Source organism: Colwellia piezophila ATCC BAA-637 (assembly GCF_000378625.1).
GTDB classification, from domain to species: Bacteria; Pseudomonadota; Gammaproteobacteria; order Enterobacterales; family Alteromonadaceae; genus Colwellia; species Colwellia piezophila.
On record NZ_KB905164.1, the window covers coordinates 309,674 to 326,234 of the forward strand.

The 16,561-nt window shown below is 37.9% G+C and carries 9 protein-coding genes; 1 reads left to right on the forward strand and 8 read right to left on the reverse strand.

Annotated features, from left to right (window positions below; all coding sequences use genetic code 11):
- Position 1: 1 nt before the first annotated feature.
- The 7 genes from F580_RS0110180 to F580_RS0110210 form a co-directional block, all read right to left on the reverse strand.
- Positions 2 to 1,300: a hypothetical protein gene (locus F580_RS0110180; RefSeq protein ID WP_019027623.1), complete on the reverse strand. Its 1,299-nt coding sequence runs from the start codon at positions 1,298 to 1,300 to the stop codon at positions 2 to 4.
- Between the two features lie 352 nt (positions 1,301 to 1,652).
- Positions 1,653 to 5,798: an ATP-binding protein gene (locus F580_RS0110185; protein WP_019027624.1), complete on the reverse strand. Its 4,146-nt coding sequence runs from the start codon at positions 5,796 to 5,798 to the stop codon at positions 1,653 to 1,655.
- The gene (locus tag F580_RS0110190) at positions 5,795 to 7,411 is read right to left on the reverse strand and encodes a response regulator (RefSeq protein ID WP_083926968.1); all 1,617 of its coding nucleotides are present in this window, start codon (positions 7,409 to 7,411) and stop codon (positions 5,795 to 5,797) included. Before F580_RS0110190 ends, F580_RS0110185 begins: the two co-directional genes overlap by 4 nt.
- A gap of 79 nt (positions 7,412 to 7,490) precedes the next feature.
- Positions 7,491 to 8,735, reverse strand: a complete 1,245-nt coding sequence (locus tag F580_RS24335; RefSeq protein ID WP_019027626.1) for an EAL domain-containing response regulator — start codon at positions 8,733 to 8,735, stop codon at positions 7,491 to 7,493.
- Positions 8,736 to 9,171: 436 nt separating this feature from the next.
- The gene (locus tag F580_RS0110200) at positions 9,172 to 11,358 is read right to left on the reverse strand and encodes an OsmC domain/YcaO domain-containing protein (RefSeq protein ID WP_019027627.1); all 2,187 of its coding nucleotides are present in this window, start codon (positions 11,356 to 11,358) and stop codon (positions 9,172 to 9,174) included.
- 192 nt (positions 11,359 to 11,550) lie between these two features.
- Positions 11,551 to 11,787 (reverse strand): hypothetical protein, encoded by a 237-nt coding sequence (locus tag F580_RS0110205; protein ID WP_157443070.1) that lies wholly within the window; start codon positions 11,785 to 11,787, stop codon positions 11,551 to 11,553.
- Between the two features lie 204 nt (positions 11,788 to 11,991).
- Positions 11,992 to 13,266, reverse strand: a complete 1,275-nt coding sequence (locus tag F580_RS0110210; protein WP_019027629.1) for a GAF domain-containing sensor histidine kinase — start codon at positions 13,264 to 13,266, stop codon at positions 11,992 to 11,994.
- A 329-nt stretch (positions 13,267 to 13,595) separates the two neighbouring features.
- On the opposite strand from F580_RS0110210, the gene F580_RS25500 reads away from it, so the two are divergent.
- Positions 13,596 to 13,955, forward strand: coding sequence for a response regulator (locus F580_RS25500; RefSeq protein WP_281167217.1), 360 nt, complete (start codon positions 13,596 to 13,598; stop codon positions 13,953 to 13,955).
- 238 nt (positions 13,956 to 14,193) lie between these two features.
- Here the strand turns inward: F580_RS25500 and F580_RS0110220 are convergent, their stop codons facing one another.
- Entirely contained in the window at positions 14,194 to 15,798 is a 1,605-nt protein-coding gene (locus tag F580_RS0110220; protein ID WP_019027631.1) for a SulP family inorganic anion transporter, read from the reverse strand.
- Between the last annotated feature and the right edge of the window lie 763 nt (positions 15,799 to 16,561).

The window sequence follows — 16,561 nt, forward strand, 5'->3', positions numbered from 1 at the left end:
ATTAATTTCGTTTTAGGTAACGGTAGACAATAACGAGTAACAGGGTTAAGCCAAAACCAAAAGAAAACATAATATCTGCATCAATTTCAGCGATTATACTTAAGAAAAATGATCTCTTGTTATCGTTATAATCGAGTGCTGGCCGACTCATCATCTCTCGACTGAATTCTGTTAAGTAGAGGGATAATTCGAAAACAGCAAAGAAACTCAAGGTTACCAGTAGAAAATCTGTCATTACCGTACTGCGTTCACGTTTCTTATTATCTTCTTCTTGCAGCCGAGCATTACATATTTCAATCATTCGCTCTGAGTTTTCAACAAGCTGATCAAAGTTCCAGCCATTAAGAATGTTTTCTAATAAAGCGCGATTAGGCCGATTTAAAAACTTAATATTTTCAAAAAATGCGATTTGATTAAGGCGGCAACCCGTTCGAGTATTTGCAAGCACTTTATCTATGCGTTGCTTTTTATTACCTGCATAGGCTACTTCAATAGCACCACGTAAAGCACTATTATAGTTTTCTTGGGAGCGGTAATAGTACTGTGCTAACACCATGATCTGTATGTAAGGGTCTTCACCTACAGCTCTAGCGTCTTTAACCACATAATTTAGCCAGGTCATGGAATAGTTTTTTAGACCGGCAATAATGTCTGCCGCATCTTCAGGTCTACTTGTACTTTTCAACCAGCAGGTCAATATACGCTGGCAGTCATTTTGAGCTAGTTGCTCGCTGTTAGTGAGCAAGGTTCGAGATACCCAAGTACCACTTGGCACTGAGCTGGTGGCAGAAAAAACAAAGTCTGATGAGAGATTTACTTTGAGCTGATTCATATCTTGACAGAAGTCGTTAAAGTGAAGATTAACTTGCTGCTGCGCTAAGCTCTGAACTTTTTCCTCAAGTAATTTAACCAACCCATCTGTTGAGTCGGTTGTTGCAGCCAACTCGGTAATGTCTATCGTTAATTCAACCTCAGCAATGGCAATATGATTAGTAAATACATGAAACATCACCTTGCTACTGTCATTAGCTGCGGGTGTCCAACACATTAAGCGAATATCTTTTGAGTTTGATTCAGTAGATTGATATTGGCGATTTTCATCTTGTTGCCCACCCAAGTGAATAAGTTTACCTAGCCAATGAAATTTGCTTTGCTTACCATCTTGATCGGTAGAGAATTGCAGGTTTACCGCTTTGAGTGATTTTATAAAGGGTGAATTAAATTGGTCTACGCCAAGGCGTAAACTTAACGGAGAATATATAGGGGCAATAGCTCGAAAAGTTAGTTGAGTATTAGACATAGCGTAAAATATTTAAAATGATTAGTGCTAGGTTATCAGCTAGACCTATAAATATCTATCACTTTAAAATCCTATAGTCACCTGTTTTATATGACTATATATTCAATACTTAGCTTAGAATTAATAAAAAAAAAACTATAAATGTAAAGTTACTGATAATTAACCGAGTTTTAGTTCAAGCACATAACCGCTATCAATACGGCAATAAAAGCGGCAGAACATGTTGATAAATTCAATTTTATATCTGATGAGAACATTATAATTCATTCAGCTGAACAGTAAAAAATCAGCTGACATTTCTTTATTTTTAATAGATAAATACATTAGTTTGCAGAAAGCGCATTCACTAAAATCACATGGCTTCAATGAAAACATTTTCATCACTGAATTGACGAAACAAACTAAATTCAACGGTTAATTGCTCGAATTTCTGTTGGGTTTCATCGCGCTGTAACTCTTTGGCACTTTCTTCTAACTTGATGCAGGTATTTTTCAGTGATTCTGCTGAAATCATGGCAGCAGAGCCTTTAATCTTGTGAGTCAGTAAACCAACCTCAGCAAAGTCATCACTCAATACACAAAGTCGTAATTGTTCAATAGTGCTGTCAGTGGTGCTAATGAATTCTGCTAATAACTCTTTAACTATTGCCATATCACCGAACATATCAATCAACTGTTCAAAATCTAAGAAATCATTATTTAACAAAGAATCCGTTGGTGTCGCGGATGCCCCTTCTTGTAGAGTAGCCATTTCGGTAACTAGCTCGTTTTGAACACTTTCCTCTGTGTCATCAAGTAACTGCTCAAGCAAGTTGACTTGCTGACTTTGTTGAGCTTGTTGAGCTTGTTGATACTCGATACTTGATAAAGAATGGTCATGGTCGGGTTGTAAATGTTTATCAATGGTTTGCTTTAACATGTCCAGAGAAATAGGTTTGGTTAAATAATCATTCATACCTAAGTTATGACAACGCTCAGCCTCACCCGTTAAAGCATTCGCGGTCAACGCAATAATCGGGATAATATTACCTTGCTCACGCAGCGTTCGCGTTAATTGATAACCATCCATGTTTGGCATATGGCAATCTGTTAACAGTAAACCATAGTTTTGCTGCATAATCGCTGATAATGCTTGTTCTCCATCATCAACAAAATCGGCATGAAAGTGCAACCGTTCTAATTGTCGTTTAATCACCATCTGATTGGTAGGGTGATCTTCTGCCACCAGGATCAGTTGACCATTTTCAGCGGCTTGCTCTTTAGTAACGAAAGTATCCTGCAAGCTATCATTAGCAATAATATCAAGTAAGTCGCTGTCTTCTGGCGTTTGAGTCTGCACGACTACTTCCAGTAATTGGGTGATTAATAATGGCGCACTTGAAAGGAACAGGTGTTGAGGCGCTGGAGAAAAGTTACGTTCACTTAACTCAATCCAGATTGAGCTTGGAAACTCCTCACTCAACTTATATTTACTAATCAACTGCTCATGACAAATAAACACACACTCGCCCCGAGGAAGAGAGGCCATAATTTTTTCAATTTTTTTGTGGAGACAAGGTAAAACGATTAACGGGTAGTGCCAATGCAGCAAATACTCTTTAATCTTTTTACAATAAAACTCGCCGTCATCAATTAAAATTACCGGTTTAGTGTTGATTAAATCAGGACTGAATAGTGTTCTGTCTGAATCAAGCGTTAAAACAAAACTAAAGCTAGTGCCTTCACCCACTTCACTGCTTAGCTCTATCTCGCCTCCTAACCTTTCAACCAGCATTTTACAAATGGTTAAACCTAAACCTGTACCGCCATATTTACGTGATGTGGAGCTTTCGGCTTGGGTAAAAGGCGTGAATAATTTGGACTGGTTACTTGGTGATATACCGATACCGGTATCTTTGACCAAAAACTTGATTTCCTGCTGATCTTTATAGGATTTTTCTTGACTAACCTTGACCAAAACTTCACCTTTTGAGGTAAACTTAATGGCATTACTGATCAAGTTTGATAATACTTGCTGTAAACGCACCGGATCAGTAGTGACTTGATGGCGTAAATTACAATCAAAATCAAGATTTAGGGTAATCATTTTATTTTGCGCCACATTAGCATGGTTTTGCATTGCCGCTTCAACTAACTGCAGTAGATCTGTTTCAATATTTTCAACCGATAACTGTCCAGCTTCCATTTTTGAATGGTCGAGTACATCATTGAGTATATGCAATAAATTATTCGCCGAATTGCCTATGGTTTTAACATCAGTCAATTGAGATTTATTCAAAGAAGTGTGGCTGTGCAGTTCAAGCAAACCAATAATGCCGCTAATGGGCGTTCGAATCTCATGACTCATCATCGCTAAAAATTGTGACTTACTTTTAGCCGCCTGCTCTGCTGCTAACTTAGCCGCAGAAAGTGCAAATTCCTGCTCTTTGCGCTCATTGATATCCAGTAAAACACCATTCCACACTTTTTGCTTCAGCATTTGCTGTGGAAAAGCGGTAATCTGCAACCAGGTAAACTTGTCCTGCTCAAAACTAATGCGAAATTCAGCCTCAAAGGCACGACTATTTTTAGCTGATTGCTTTTTAGCGGTTATAAGCTGTTTTAAATCACCTTGTGGAATGGCGCCAAAAAACAATTCAGGCTCTGCGATAATTTCACTTTGTTTATAAGGGGCTAATCCTTCAATGCCTTGACTGATATAACTGAAGACAAATTTCCCATGCTCATTAATATGAAACTGTATTACTGCGCCGGGAATGGCATCAGCGAGTGAATTTAGCTCAAATTCAGCGTCTTTGGCTCGTTTTTCTGCATCAGTTCGGTACTGGACTTCTCTTTTGAGTTTTCGATTCCAACGTAAAATAGCACTCAAAATTAATAAGACAATAGCCGTAACTATCAGTACCGTGATCAGTAATTCTTTGGTATCAATACCTTGCTTAATATCAATTCGGGACCATTTAGTACCCAGCTGTTGTAATTTTTGATCACCAATATCGTTGAGTGCTTTATTAATGAGGGTGATTAGCATCACCTCATCTTTACTGGCAGCAAAGTGGAGATTAACGTTTTTTTCAGCACTGATATCACTGACTATTTTATATTTCCCTAACATATTACCTTGTAGCCAAGGTGTCGCTGAAGATAACAAACAAAAAACAACATCTGCTTTTCCTTCTGCTATTAAATCAAAGCTTTGCTTAAGGTTTTGTGTTTGGATAACAGTAGCGTTAGGTAAGAACTTACTTACAAATGACCCAGAGCCCGCGCCCTTGGCGTTAGTCACTTTAATGTGTTCCGTACGAATCTGAGACATAGTCAACTGTCTATTCGACTTGATTATGGCTACCCAAGGCGAGGAATGATAATGACTAGAGTAATTTAACTCCGCTGAATCACTACGCAAGGTAGATATCCAAGGTAGCAGATCTATTTCATTGTTGGCTAATTTATTAAGTGACTCAGACAAGGTATCAACAATAACAGCTGTTGCTTTGATGCCTAACCTTTGAGCAATCAAAAAAAGAACCTCTGCTGATAAGCCTTGCGTTACCCCCTCACTATTAACAAATGAATAAGGGTACCAATATTTACTACTAGCAAACTTAATCTCTGGATGCAATGCAAGCCACTCGTGTTCAGCGGTAGATAAAACAAAAGGCGTTCTCCCCCGTTGTTCGCTCAGATTTGAACTATTCCATCTTGCCGCTATATAAGCGTGTGTTGCATTATCAATGGTAGCGAGTGTTTTATTAATCGCTGATAACAATAAAGGATCAGTCGGTTGTAAACCTATTCTAGAGCTATCAGCTTTCACATCGGATAACGCAATGATTTGTAATTGTTTATTGGTATTTTTATCGAGTATATAATTATTGGTAATCCAGTCGCCATAATAAGCTTGCGCTAGGTTAAATTTTATCGCCGAAATGGCTTCATTGGTGCCATCAACATCGAAAAACTTAACCTCGGGTAAATATGAACTTAGCTCGTTTCGGCTAGCAAAACCTTTTTCAATGGCAAAAGTTAAACCTTCAAAATCATTGATATTATGTTGTTCTTGCCATTCATTGGATTTTTTAACCAGAATAGAACGTGGCACTGTCATAAAAATATCACTAAATGCCATAAATTTTTTACGCTTAGATGTTGCCATAAAGCCAACGATAAGATCTATTTCACCGCGTTTAAAGGCAGCTTCTAATTCAGCAATATCTTTAAACACATTAACATTGATCTTTAAACCAAGCTCAGCTGCGACTAATTCAATATAATCGTTATAAATACCCAGTACTTTTCCGTCGTTGGTATGAATGATATAGGGTGGAAACTCAAAACTTGGCGTACCTATATTTAAGGTGACTTTGTCAGCTAGCCATTGTTTCTCATTATCAGTTAGCTTTTTGGCCGTTGCAGTGTTCGCAAAAACGAACTGACTTGCCATAATATTTACCAAGATAAGCGTGATAAAAATAGCCGTTTTAAAAGGTGTCATCATGCGTGTTGCTCCAGCGCTTGAAAAGCGACTTTCACTTCGGTGTTTTTTGCTTTAAACCATGAGGGAACTTGGCTATTTAGTTCATTATCATCAATAGTCTCAACAGCTTGCTGGTAAGTGATTTTTAACTGACTCATTGAGATATTCATTGGTATCGCTACAGAGAAACCTTTAATTACCGCTAAAGCAGTGTCAAACTCAAACGGTTGTGCCTGCCAAACGTCAAGCCACTGATTGATACTCTGCATAGGATCCTTTTGTAAACTTGATTGCAAGGCTAATTTTTTAAGGTCCGCTATGTTAGCTTTCTTTTTCATATCATTTTTTTGGAGAGTGCTAATTAGCAACTGTTGCGATAATTGCAACGGAGTTTGAGCAAGTGCTAGCGTATTAACAGCATGGTTTTCACCTAATAAAGAAGCGATAAATAGCGCATCTAGTTGCAGATAAAAGTCTGCTATCGGCTCCGCTGTTTTATAAGCTAGCCATATTGTTTTTGCTGCCTTTATATCTCCAGTTAACAATAAGTAACGGCAAATAATAAGTTCTCTGTGCCACTGATATTGTGGTAGGCGAAACTTCTTTTCAATGGTTTTTAACTGATTTTTAAACTCAATTAATATAGAGCTTTTATTGGGTATTTCCCGTTCTCTTTCCGCTTTTAATAATAGGCAACGTGCGCTAATCAAACAGTGATCAACACTATGCCAAATAGAGTTTTTAATTCTGGCCTTTATTTTATTGGCAAAACTCAATGAAGCGTCGATGTCATTAAGATGTAAACTTAAATTATATTGGGTCAGTAAGCGACCGACGTTATTAGGAGATATTGCTGAAATTTCTTTAAAAGACTCTACCGCTTTTCTCACCTGACCTTGTTGCAGATAACATAACGCTTGAATCTGTAAGGCATTAAATCTTAATTTTTTATCATTAATGACCGCATTAACTAACTTGGCAGCCAGTTCAAATTTTTTCTGCTCGATAAGTAAGTGACCAAGTTTAATCCTTGCTTTATTCACTTGGTTTTTTATAAGCTTTACATATATTTTTTGGGCTAAGTCACTCCGGTCCTCACTAAGATAAATATCAGCTCTTGCAAAGGAAATAGTGGTTACCTCATCATATTTATCACATAGATCTAAAGCCGCTTTTGCACCGCTAACACGGTAGGATTTTTTGATGTTGTGGATGATGCTTTTTTGTCTATAGCAGCTGATCAAACGGCTGGTTATAGCGCCAATATTAATAGGTTTAATTAAGTAACCATCGGGCTCATACTCTGCAAAGCCATAAAATACGCTTTTACTCATCTCTCCTGTGACGACAAAAATCACCGTTTGTTCGGGGATAAGATGCTTGCTATGCATTTGCTCGATTAACTGCAAACCATCACTGCCGTGACCTAAGTTATAATCACAAATAATGAAGTCGTATGCCCTGGTTGCACAAGCAGACAGGGCTATTTTTGCATCCTTGGCCAAGTAAATATTGTCGTTAGCACAGCCATTTGTTATCAGCATAGAACGCGTGGCATTGAGGATCATCTGACAATCATCGATGAGTAACACCGTTTTGGCTTTGAAAAAGTTCATCTTACTTATTGTGGTCATGCTGAGATACTCAAAACTGTTGTGCTGAAATTACTATCTTTATCGTTTAAACGCGGGTTTTTACCGAGGATTGTTATAGCTACAATTGAGCTTTAGCAAAGGCTTCATCCGTAATAGTTGTATATGTTTTATACCAAGCATTCATTTTTTCAGATATTTGCTCTACCGGTACTGGCTTACTTATAAGATAGCCTTGACAATAGTCACAGCCTAAACGCTTTAATAGTCGCCACTGCGTAGCATTTTCGACACCTTCAGCAATAGTTTTAAGTTTCAGCCTTTTCGCTAACCTGATACATGACTCAACAATGATCAAGGCATTCTTATCTGTGTCCATTTTACCAACAAATTGCCTATCAATTTTCAGTTCGTTAAAAGGCAGCTCGCTCAATTGCTCCATACTTGAATAACCGGTACCAAAATCATCAATAGACATGTTAAAGCCATGCATTCTAAAACGTGAGATCACTTCTAAAGCCATAGCAGGATTTTTAGTGGTAGTTTGCTCTGTTATTTCGATTGTTATCTTATGATTTTTATTATTGAGGTTTTTATCCAAGTTAATTAACAAGGTTTGAATCGCATTACTTTCTAAATTTTTGTGGGAGACATTAATGGCTAGCTTTACTGGCGAAGGCATATCTGAGAGGGTATTTAATTGACAAATACTTTCTCTGAACATTAATTCGGTTAATTGGTGTATTTGATCTGTTTTTTCCGCTAACTCAATAAAATAATCAGGTGCAACAAGTCCGTAACTTGGGTGTTGCCAACGAGCCAACGATTCAAAGCCCAGTAAAGTACCATCGTGAAGACTTACTTGCGGTTGAAAATAAGGCATGATTTTCTGTTGAGCCAAAGCGATATCCAGCTCTTGTGCACTTAATTCAATAGTAGGTTTGGTATTTTGACTATGTTGGCTTTGCTCAAAGTGCTTTAATAAGGCCTTGGTTAACTCTGCAGGTTTTACTGGCTTTGATAGTGCGGCCAACATATTAAGGTTAAAAATGTCTACCATTTTGGCTGCGCTACGCAGTAAGCTTTCTTCCATCGCGCTTAACAACAAAATACTGCCCTTATAGTCACACTCGCTGAGGCGTCTAATTAAAGCGAGGCCATCCATATTTGGCATAGAAAGATCACAAATTACGACATCAAAAGCATGACTTTTTATTAATTCAAGTGCTTCTTCACCGTCTGTTGCTGACATAATAGTTATCACGCCAACACGCTTTAAAATTTGAGTTAAAGCATGTCGTTGAAAACTATCATCCTCAACAACTAGAACATTCAAACCGAATAACTTTCTAATATTATTTTCCACATCAAAACCCTAAAATTCATATGCGCGGAGTATAAAAAATATCCAATGAAATCTTTGCGTTAAATTGTAAACAAATAGGGGGTAAATTGTATTATTGGTCGTTTATTCGTCTTTAAATGTAAGCAGCGATATTATTGATGAAACAATAACAAGTGCTTAGCTAGATCCATATCCGCCCGTATTATCTACCGAGAAAATCTACCGAGAAAATCTACCGAGCATATCAACAAGGAATATTAGCGAGTTTTACCTTGATAGAAGGTTCGAGGGGTGTGCTTGCGCATGGCATAATTGCAATCACAGAAAAGTGAAATCAATATTTAGGAAAAATCGTGTATCTTTGATCGGCATAACACTTTGATAAATCAAAAAAAAGACAGTGTTTGTCAGCAAACACTGTCTTTTATATATCATTTCAACAACTAGCTAATTTTTGCTATTTTGCTGCAGCTAGCTTGCGCGCTTGATGCAATTTCTTGTAGCTTTCAATCAATCGTTGATGTTTATCTAATCCTTCAAGCTTCATACTGGTTGGCGTTAAACCAAAGAACCTTACTTCGCCAAACACTGAACCAACAACATTGGTCATGTTTTCTTCGCCGAACATTCTATTGAAGTTACCGATAAAGTCTTCCAGTTCCATTTCTTCATCGATAGTAACTTCAAGCACAGCATGAACGGCTTGATAGAATAAACCGCGCTCTACGGTATTATCATTGTATTGTAAAAATTCTCCCACTAACTCAATGGCATCTTCAAGCGCACCTAACGCTAGACAGATAAGAATTTTCAACTCAAGGATAGTTAATTGGCCCCAAACGGTATTTTCATCAAACTCAATACCAATTAAGGTTTTGATATCAATGTAATTATCTTGTTGGCTTTCTTCTAAACGGTCAAACAAACTGGTTAATTGCTCTTCATCTAAACTATGCAGATTTAAGATATCTTCGCGATAAGCAAGTGACTTATTAGTATTATCCCAAATCAAGTCTTCTACTGGATAAATTTCTGAATAATCAGGTACTAGAATACGACAAGCCGTAGCACCAAGTTGATTAAACTCAGCAATATACACTTCTTTACCTAGGTCTTTTAAAATGTCCATTAAGCCGGTATTTTCTTCTTCATTGCTGCCAGAGAAATCCCATTCAACAAAATCATAATCGTGCTTGGCACTAAAGAAGCGCCATGAGATAACACCGGTTGAATCAATAAAGTGATCAACAAAGTTTTCCGGCTCAGTCACCGCCATGCTATTAAAAGTAGGCTTAGGTACGTCATTTAAACCTTCAAAACTACGACCTTGTAATAATTCAGTTAAGCTACGCTCTAACGCCACTTCAAAGCTTGGATGAGCACCAAATGAGGCAAATACACCACCATTTTTAGGGTTCATCAAAGTGACACACATTACGGGGAACTTACCGCCTAATGAGGCATCTTTTACTACCACAGGAAAACCCTGTTTTTCTAAGCCTTCAATGCCCGCTAATATAGCGGGGTATTTAGCAATAACGTCTTTAGGTACATCAGGTAAAACAATTTCTTCGGCAATAATTTGCTTTTTAACCGCGCGTTCAAAAATCTCAGACAAGCATTGTACTTTCGCTTCAGCTAAGTTGTTACCTGCACTCATACCATTACTTAAAAATAAATTTTCAATTAAGTTTGATGGAAAATAAACCGTTTCACCATCAGACTGGCGTACATAAGGAATTGAACAAATACCACGTTCCGCCATACCTGAGTTAGTATCAATCAGGTTTGAACCACGCAACTCGTCTTCAGGGTTGTATATAGCTAAACAATAGTCATCTAAAATATCGCTTGGCAGTGCATCATCTACGCCTGGTTTAAACCACTTTTCATTGGGATAATGAACAAAATCACTGGTGGCAATATCAGTACCGAAAAATTGATCGTTATAAAAGAAATTACAGTTAAGGCGTTCAATAAACTCACCTAAGGCAGAGGCAAGTGCACTTTCTTTTGTTGCGCCTTTACCGTTAGTGAAACACATAGGAGATGCGGCATCACGAATATGCAGTGACCATACATTAGGTACTATATTGCGCCACGAAGAGATTTCGATTTTCATGCCAAGGTCGGCTAACAGGCCTGACATATTGGCAATGGTTTCTTCTAAAGGTAAATCTTTACCTAAAATAAAAGTGCTAGCGCCATCTTCAGGTTGTAACATCAACATAGCTTGAGCATCTTCTTCAAGGCTAGTAACGGCTTCAACTTTAAATTCTGGCCCTTTCTGCACGACTTTTTTCACGGTACAGCGGTCTATTGACCTTAAAATACCTTTTTTGTCTTTTTCAGAAATACTGTCAGGTAGTTCGACCTGAATTTGAAAAATTTGGTTATATCTGTCTTCCGGGTCAACAATATTATTTTGTGATAAACGAATATTATCCGTTGGAATATCACGAGAATTACAATAGACCTTAACAAAGTACGCTGCACACATAGCCGAAGATGCTAAGAAATAATCAAAAGGACCTGGTGCTGAGCCGTCACCTTTATAACGAATAGGTTGATCAGCGATGACACTAAAATCGTCAAACTTGGCTTCAAGTCTAAGGTTGTCGAGAAAGTTAACTTTGATTTCCATTGATATATTTCCGAAGTTGTATGCAGCCAATCAATAGATTGGTTCTAATGGCGCTAATTATCGGATTTTTTGCGCCATTAGTCTTGGATTAATTAAGCAATAATGAAATAAAATGCATAAAGCGCTATTTCTCGATGAAATAGCGCTTACTTCCTCAGACTTATTTAGGCTAAGTTTTTAAAGAGACCTTTACTAAAGAGAAGCTACCTCAATAGTACTATCTGAAAACTGTAGCTTTTCAATATCTACTAAGGTATTCATGCCATCGCGATCATCTTGTAAGTCTTGCACCTTAACTGCACCATTTTCATTGGTAATTTGATATTGCGCAGCTTGACCAGCAAAGATCACCGTATTAAAACCTGTATTGCCGTTAATATTGTTATCAAACTGGTTCGCCACCACATTGCTATCTTTGTTACCTGTCAAAGTGTCATCTTTAAGGTATTGTGCGTGTTTGAGAGCAACGCTGAGATGGCGTATTTTAACCAGCACAAGTGAGCAATTATTTAATGAAATTGCTTTAATACCAAACTCATTGATATTACTTCATCGATACAATCACAGTTGATACCCGCCTTGGCATGATGCTTTTCTATGGCTACTTTGCTGATAACAACTGTCGTAACATGGTTAACTTGCTGTTGGAGCAGCCGCTTTGGGTAGGCTAATAACAAAGTGTACCCCTATAGCTGACTCCTCTATTGATATTTCGCCATGTAACTGCTGTGTGATGATGCTTTTGGCAATACTAAGCCCTAGACCACTACAGCCTGAAATTCGATTTGTGCTATAGAAGGGGGAAAAAATCTTCTTATGGTCTGACTTATCAATACCTTTGCCATTATCTAAATAATGTAGCTTGATAACATTAGGGTAATTTTTAAATTTAACTTCTATTTCCGGGTTATCAATACCAACTAAACCATGTTCAAGGGAGTTTTTACAGAGAATCAGTAAAACTTGCAGGAATAATTCAGCTGAAATAAATGCCTGGGTATCAAGGTGTTCATTATGCTCAATGTTATACTTTACCTGAAGACTATTCAGCTCCTTTTTATATTTATCCTGCGCCGCTATTACTAACGGATATAAGGCTATTGACTGACTAGTAGTTTCAAAATCATTGGCTAATAACTCCCGTAAGATAGTCACTTTCTCGGCAGAAGTTTCTAGACTCTTACTGAGGATTTTGACACCTTCTTGCATGGTATTGAGACAGTTAGTTAAGTTTTTTTGACTGAGTGATTTTTCCTTTAATTTTTGCTGAATTTTTTCTATGTTTGACTCGATAACACTCGTGGTAGTAATTCCGACTCCTAATGGCGTATTAATTTCATGAGAAATGCCTCGGATCAACATAGCAAGATCTTCAAGCTGCTGCTTTTCATCTTCAATACGTTGAAAATGTAATTGCCGTAATTGCAGCTCAAAACTGTGCTTGATAGCTGCCAATAACTCCATGATTGTTTCTGAAAAAACATGCTCTTTGTTATCTAAAATACAGATAGTACCAAAGGGACAACCGTCACCATCAACTATGGGTAAGCCTAAATAGGCCACCATGTTAAGTTTTATATCCGGATTATTCTGCCACTTTTCATCAATGAGGGCATTTGGAATATGGAGTTGCTGCTGAGACTTAATAACGTGTTCACAATAAAGCCCTGAGCTATTGAGGATGTCAGAATCGCCAATATTATAGGGATTTTCACTATGGTCATTTTTGCTAAAAACGCTAATTTTATCCTGTTCAACTCGCATCACTAAGGCAACGGGTACCTCGGCAAGTTTAGCGACTACCGCAAGGGTTTTATTCCAGCTATCAATTAGTTGCTGATAAATTTGATTATGCAAAGAATCTTCTCCATAAGGCCATGCATCAATTAATGGTAGTAATGTTAGCATAAGAAAGGATTGCTAAGTCAGCAGATAGAAAGAGTTTTTAGTTACCCGCCTAGCTAAAAGGTAAGGCTTAAGGCTAAATAAATTCTTGGGCACTATGGCTGAGCAGCACGGTTGTTCTTCCCCCTTACAAAGTAAGCCGGTGTAAGTAATAACTAATGTATGTAAGCAAGACTTTTATAACCGGGGTTTTTACGTTAAATTTTCATGGTGACTGAATAATACCGAGAAAATTAATGAGTAAAACTAGAATATTACTTATTGAAGATGACGCTGAAACATCACGCTTAACCGCCATGTATTTAGAAGTTGAAGGTTAACAAGTTACCGTTATTGACGATGGCGCACTGGCCTTAGAGGCGATAAAGGATGCCCAGCCCGAGATGATTATTCTTGATTTGATGTTACCCAGCATGAGCGGCATTGAAAGATGCAAACTTGCCAGAGAATTTTACCAACAGCCTATTTTAATTCTCACTGCCTGTGATGACGACATTAGTGAAGTCAATTTACTAAAAATGGGCGCCGATGATTATTTGGTAATACCTTTACGCCCGCATGTGCTCGTTGTCAGAACAGAAGCGCTATTACGACGCAGCCAAGTAAATCTAGACAATCAAAGCACTCCATCAACTACAGAAGCTTACTTAACAATCTATAACGAAAGCAGCAGCGACAAAAATGGCCGGTAAGATTTTCGTCTCTGAATCACCTTGAAGCGGGGCACTGTGCTCTTTTACCAAAGGGCTTTAATAGCAAGTGTTCGCAGGTAACACCCACTTGTTTAAAATTCACTCAGTCAAAACTCTCTCAGTAAACGTAACTAGCGTTTCATTACCAGACTTTACTAAACAACTTATGGTAACGAAACGTTTTCTTTAGGTTCCTTATTTAAGCTCTATGCTTAATCCTTTTCTTTAAGTCCTTTCTTTAAGCTCTTTCCTTAAGGTATGTCAGTGCATCTAATCGTGTGGCAAAAACATGCTCTGCGGGTATTTTTTCAAGTAACTTTAATTTATTAAAATCTTCTCGTACTCGCTCACAGACATTGGATAGTAAAATATCTCTGCCTTGATTTCGATAACTGACAATAATCTCCTCAATGGCAATAGTACTGGTAATGCCAACAAAGCGGGCATCAGTTAAATCAATTAATAAGGTTTTATTTTGATCTGTCTCTGAAACACTTTGCTTTAAGCCGCGCGCCACGCCAAAGCCAATTGGCCCTGAAATATTAAGTAATAACACGCTATCGTCCATAGATTCTAATAATTGTCTCTCTGGGTTTGATAGATGCTCGGCCTCTTTGGCAGTACATAGCTTTATATTATCAAGTTGGATTACTGATAAGCGGCGAATGGTCACTAGATTTGCTATAAATACACCCACTAGTACCGCAGTGACTAAATCAAAGGCTACCGACATCACCATGGTAGAGATCATTAAAGCAACACTGAATAAAGGTACTTGATGGATACGTTTAAGGAAGTTCCAATCAATGATGCTAATGCCAACGTGGGTTAAAATTGCGGCTAACACTGCCACTGGAATATAGGCTGTGTATTCCCCTGCCCATAAAACTATGGCTAAAATAAACAGCGCATGAAGAATGCCCGACAAAGGTGTGGTACCACCAGCCCTTAAATTGGTTACGGTACGCATAGTTGCGCCACCACCCGGTAATGCGCCAAATAATCCGGCAACCATATTACCTATGCCTTGGCCGACCAGCTCTTGGTCCGAGTCATGTAATTCGTTGGTAATACTATCCACTGTTAATGAAGTCATTAACGAGTCTAAAGTACTTAAGGTGGCAATTAATAGTGCCGATTTAATCATTTCACTGGCTAAAGAGCTCTCCCACACTGGCATATTAAAATCTGGTAATTCGCTAGCAATAGCGCCAACAACGGGCATTTCAGCGCCAGAAAAAATATAAAAACATGTTGCACCCGCGACCGCGATAATACTGGCAGGTACTACCCGGCTAAATTTTTGCGGCCAGATAAAGAGTATTGATAAAAAAGCTAGTCCTAATAAGGTATTAGTGCTAGTTAAAGTAGTTAACGACAGCTCTAATTCCGGTAATGAGTGGCCAAACAAGGGCTCAATTTGCGAGAGTATGATCAATACGCCAATACCCGAGGTAAAACCTGAAATAACCGGATATGAAACTAAAATAAAGTACTTACCTAGCTTAAAAAAACCAAATAACATTTGAAACAAGCCTGCCAGTGTTACCACAGTAAATGCAGCGGCAATACCATTCTCGGGTGATTGCGCGACAAAGCTAGTTAATATGGCAACCATAGCCACAGTTAAACCCGTATTGGGACCAGAGATCTGTTGATTGGTGCCACCAAATAAAGAGGCAAATAAACCGGTTATAATCGCACAATAAATACCGGCACTAGCACCCGCCCCCGAGGTAACGCCGAAAGCTAAAGCAAAAGGCAAAGCGACGATAGTTGATGTTAATGCACCAAAAATATCACCTTTAATGGTTCGTCGATTAAAATGTGCTAGAGAAAGCATGGCTACCTAATTTAATTTTTTGGTTAGTGGCATTTATTTATCTTGAACGTATTATCACAAATCTGATATCACGTACTTTTTTCTTGCGTAATGCCATAAAAAACACGGTTACTAAATGATCTACAACATTATTGCTATAGACCGAATTAGACCCTAAGGCAAATTGTACACTAAAAAAGCATTTCTTGACACTATTGACAAGTTTTCTATATTAAGGATAGGATGAAGTGTTCATTATCAGATAAAAAGTCAAAGTCTAATAACGATATTAGCAATAATAAAATTCTGGGAGCTATGCTGAAACCTTGAAACTATAGAATTAAATTCGACTCGATTTTACTAGGTGAAATTTTAAGCTTTAACTTCTATTGTACGCTCTAGTCCGCTTTAATTTTATAAATTATAGCGAACACCCTGTAGTTTTGATGGGTTTCACCATATGGAATTAACAAACTGTTATACTTATTAACTTTAACTTTTATTTGTGTACTAATGAGACAGCTAAACGGAAATCGGGTCCAACACAGCCTCTTTCTAATAATACCAAGTCCATTAAGTTAGTTCCCACTCAGAGCTTGCCAGTGGTTTGAGAACAAATAGAATTTTTTTGCATATAGTCACTCTATATGAAAGAAATTCTGTGCGGTTATCGAATCACTGGAAAGCTCCCGTAGGGCGAATTTAAAAGGCTTACAAGCAGCGTTATTGATTTTGAGAAGGACGCTACATGGATGTAGCTTATTTGAGAATGCAGGAGCTTATT

Coding starts and splice junctions, on each gene's coding strand:
- F580_RS0110180 (WP_019027623.1), bottom strand. CDS start 1,300: ATGTCTAATACTCAACTAACTTTTCGAGCTATTGCCCCTATATATTCT.
- F580_RS0110185 (WP_019027624.1), bottom strand. CDS start 5,798: ATGATGACACCTTTTAAAACGGCTATTTTTATCACGCTTATCTTGGTA.
- F580_RS0110190 (WP_083926968.1), bottom strand. CDS start 7,411: ATGACCACAATAAGTAAGATGAACTTTTTCAAAGCCAAAACGGTGTTA.
- F580_RS0110200 (WP_019027627.1), bottom strand. CDS start 11,358: ATGGAAATCAAAGTTAACTTTCTCGACAACCTTAGACTTGAAGCCAAG.
- F580_RS0110210 (WP_019027629.1), bottom strand. CDS start 13,266: ATGCTAACATTACTACCATTAATTGATGCATGGCCTTATGGAGAAGAT.
- F580_RS0110220 (WP_019027631.1), bottom strand. CDS start 15,798: ATGCTTTCTCTAGCACATTTTAATCGACGAACCATTAAAGGTGATATT.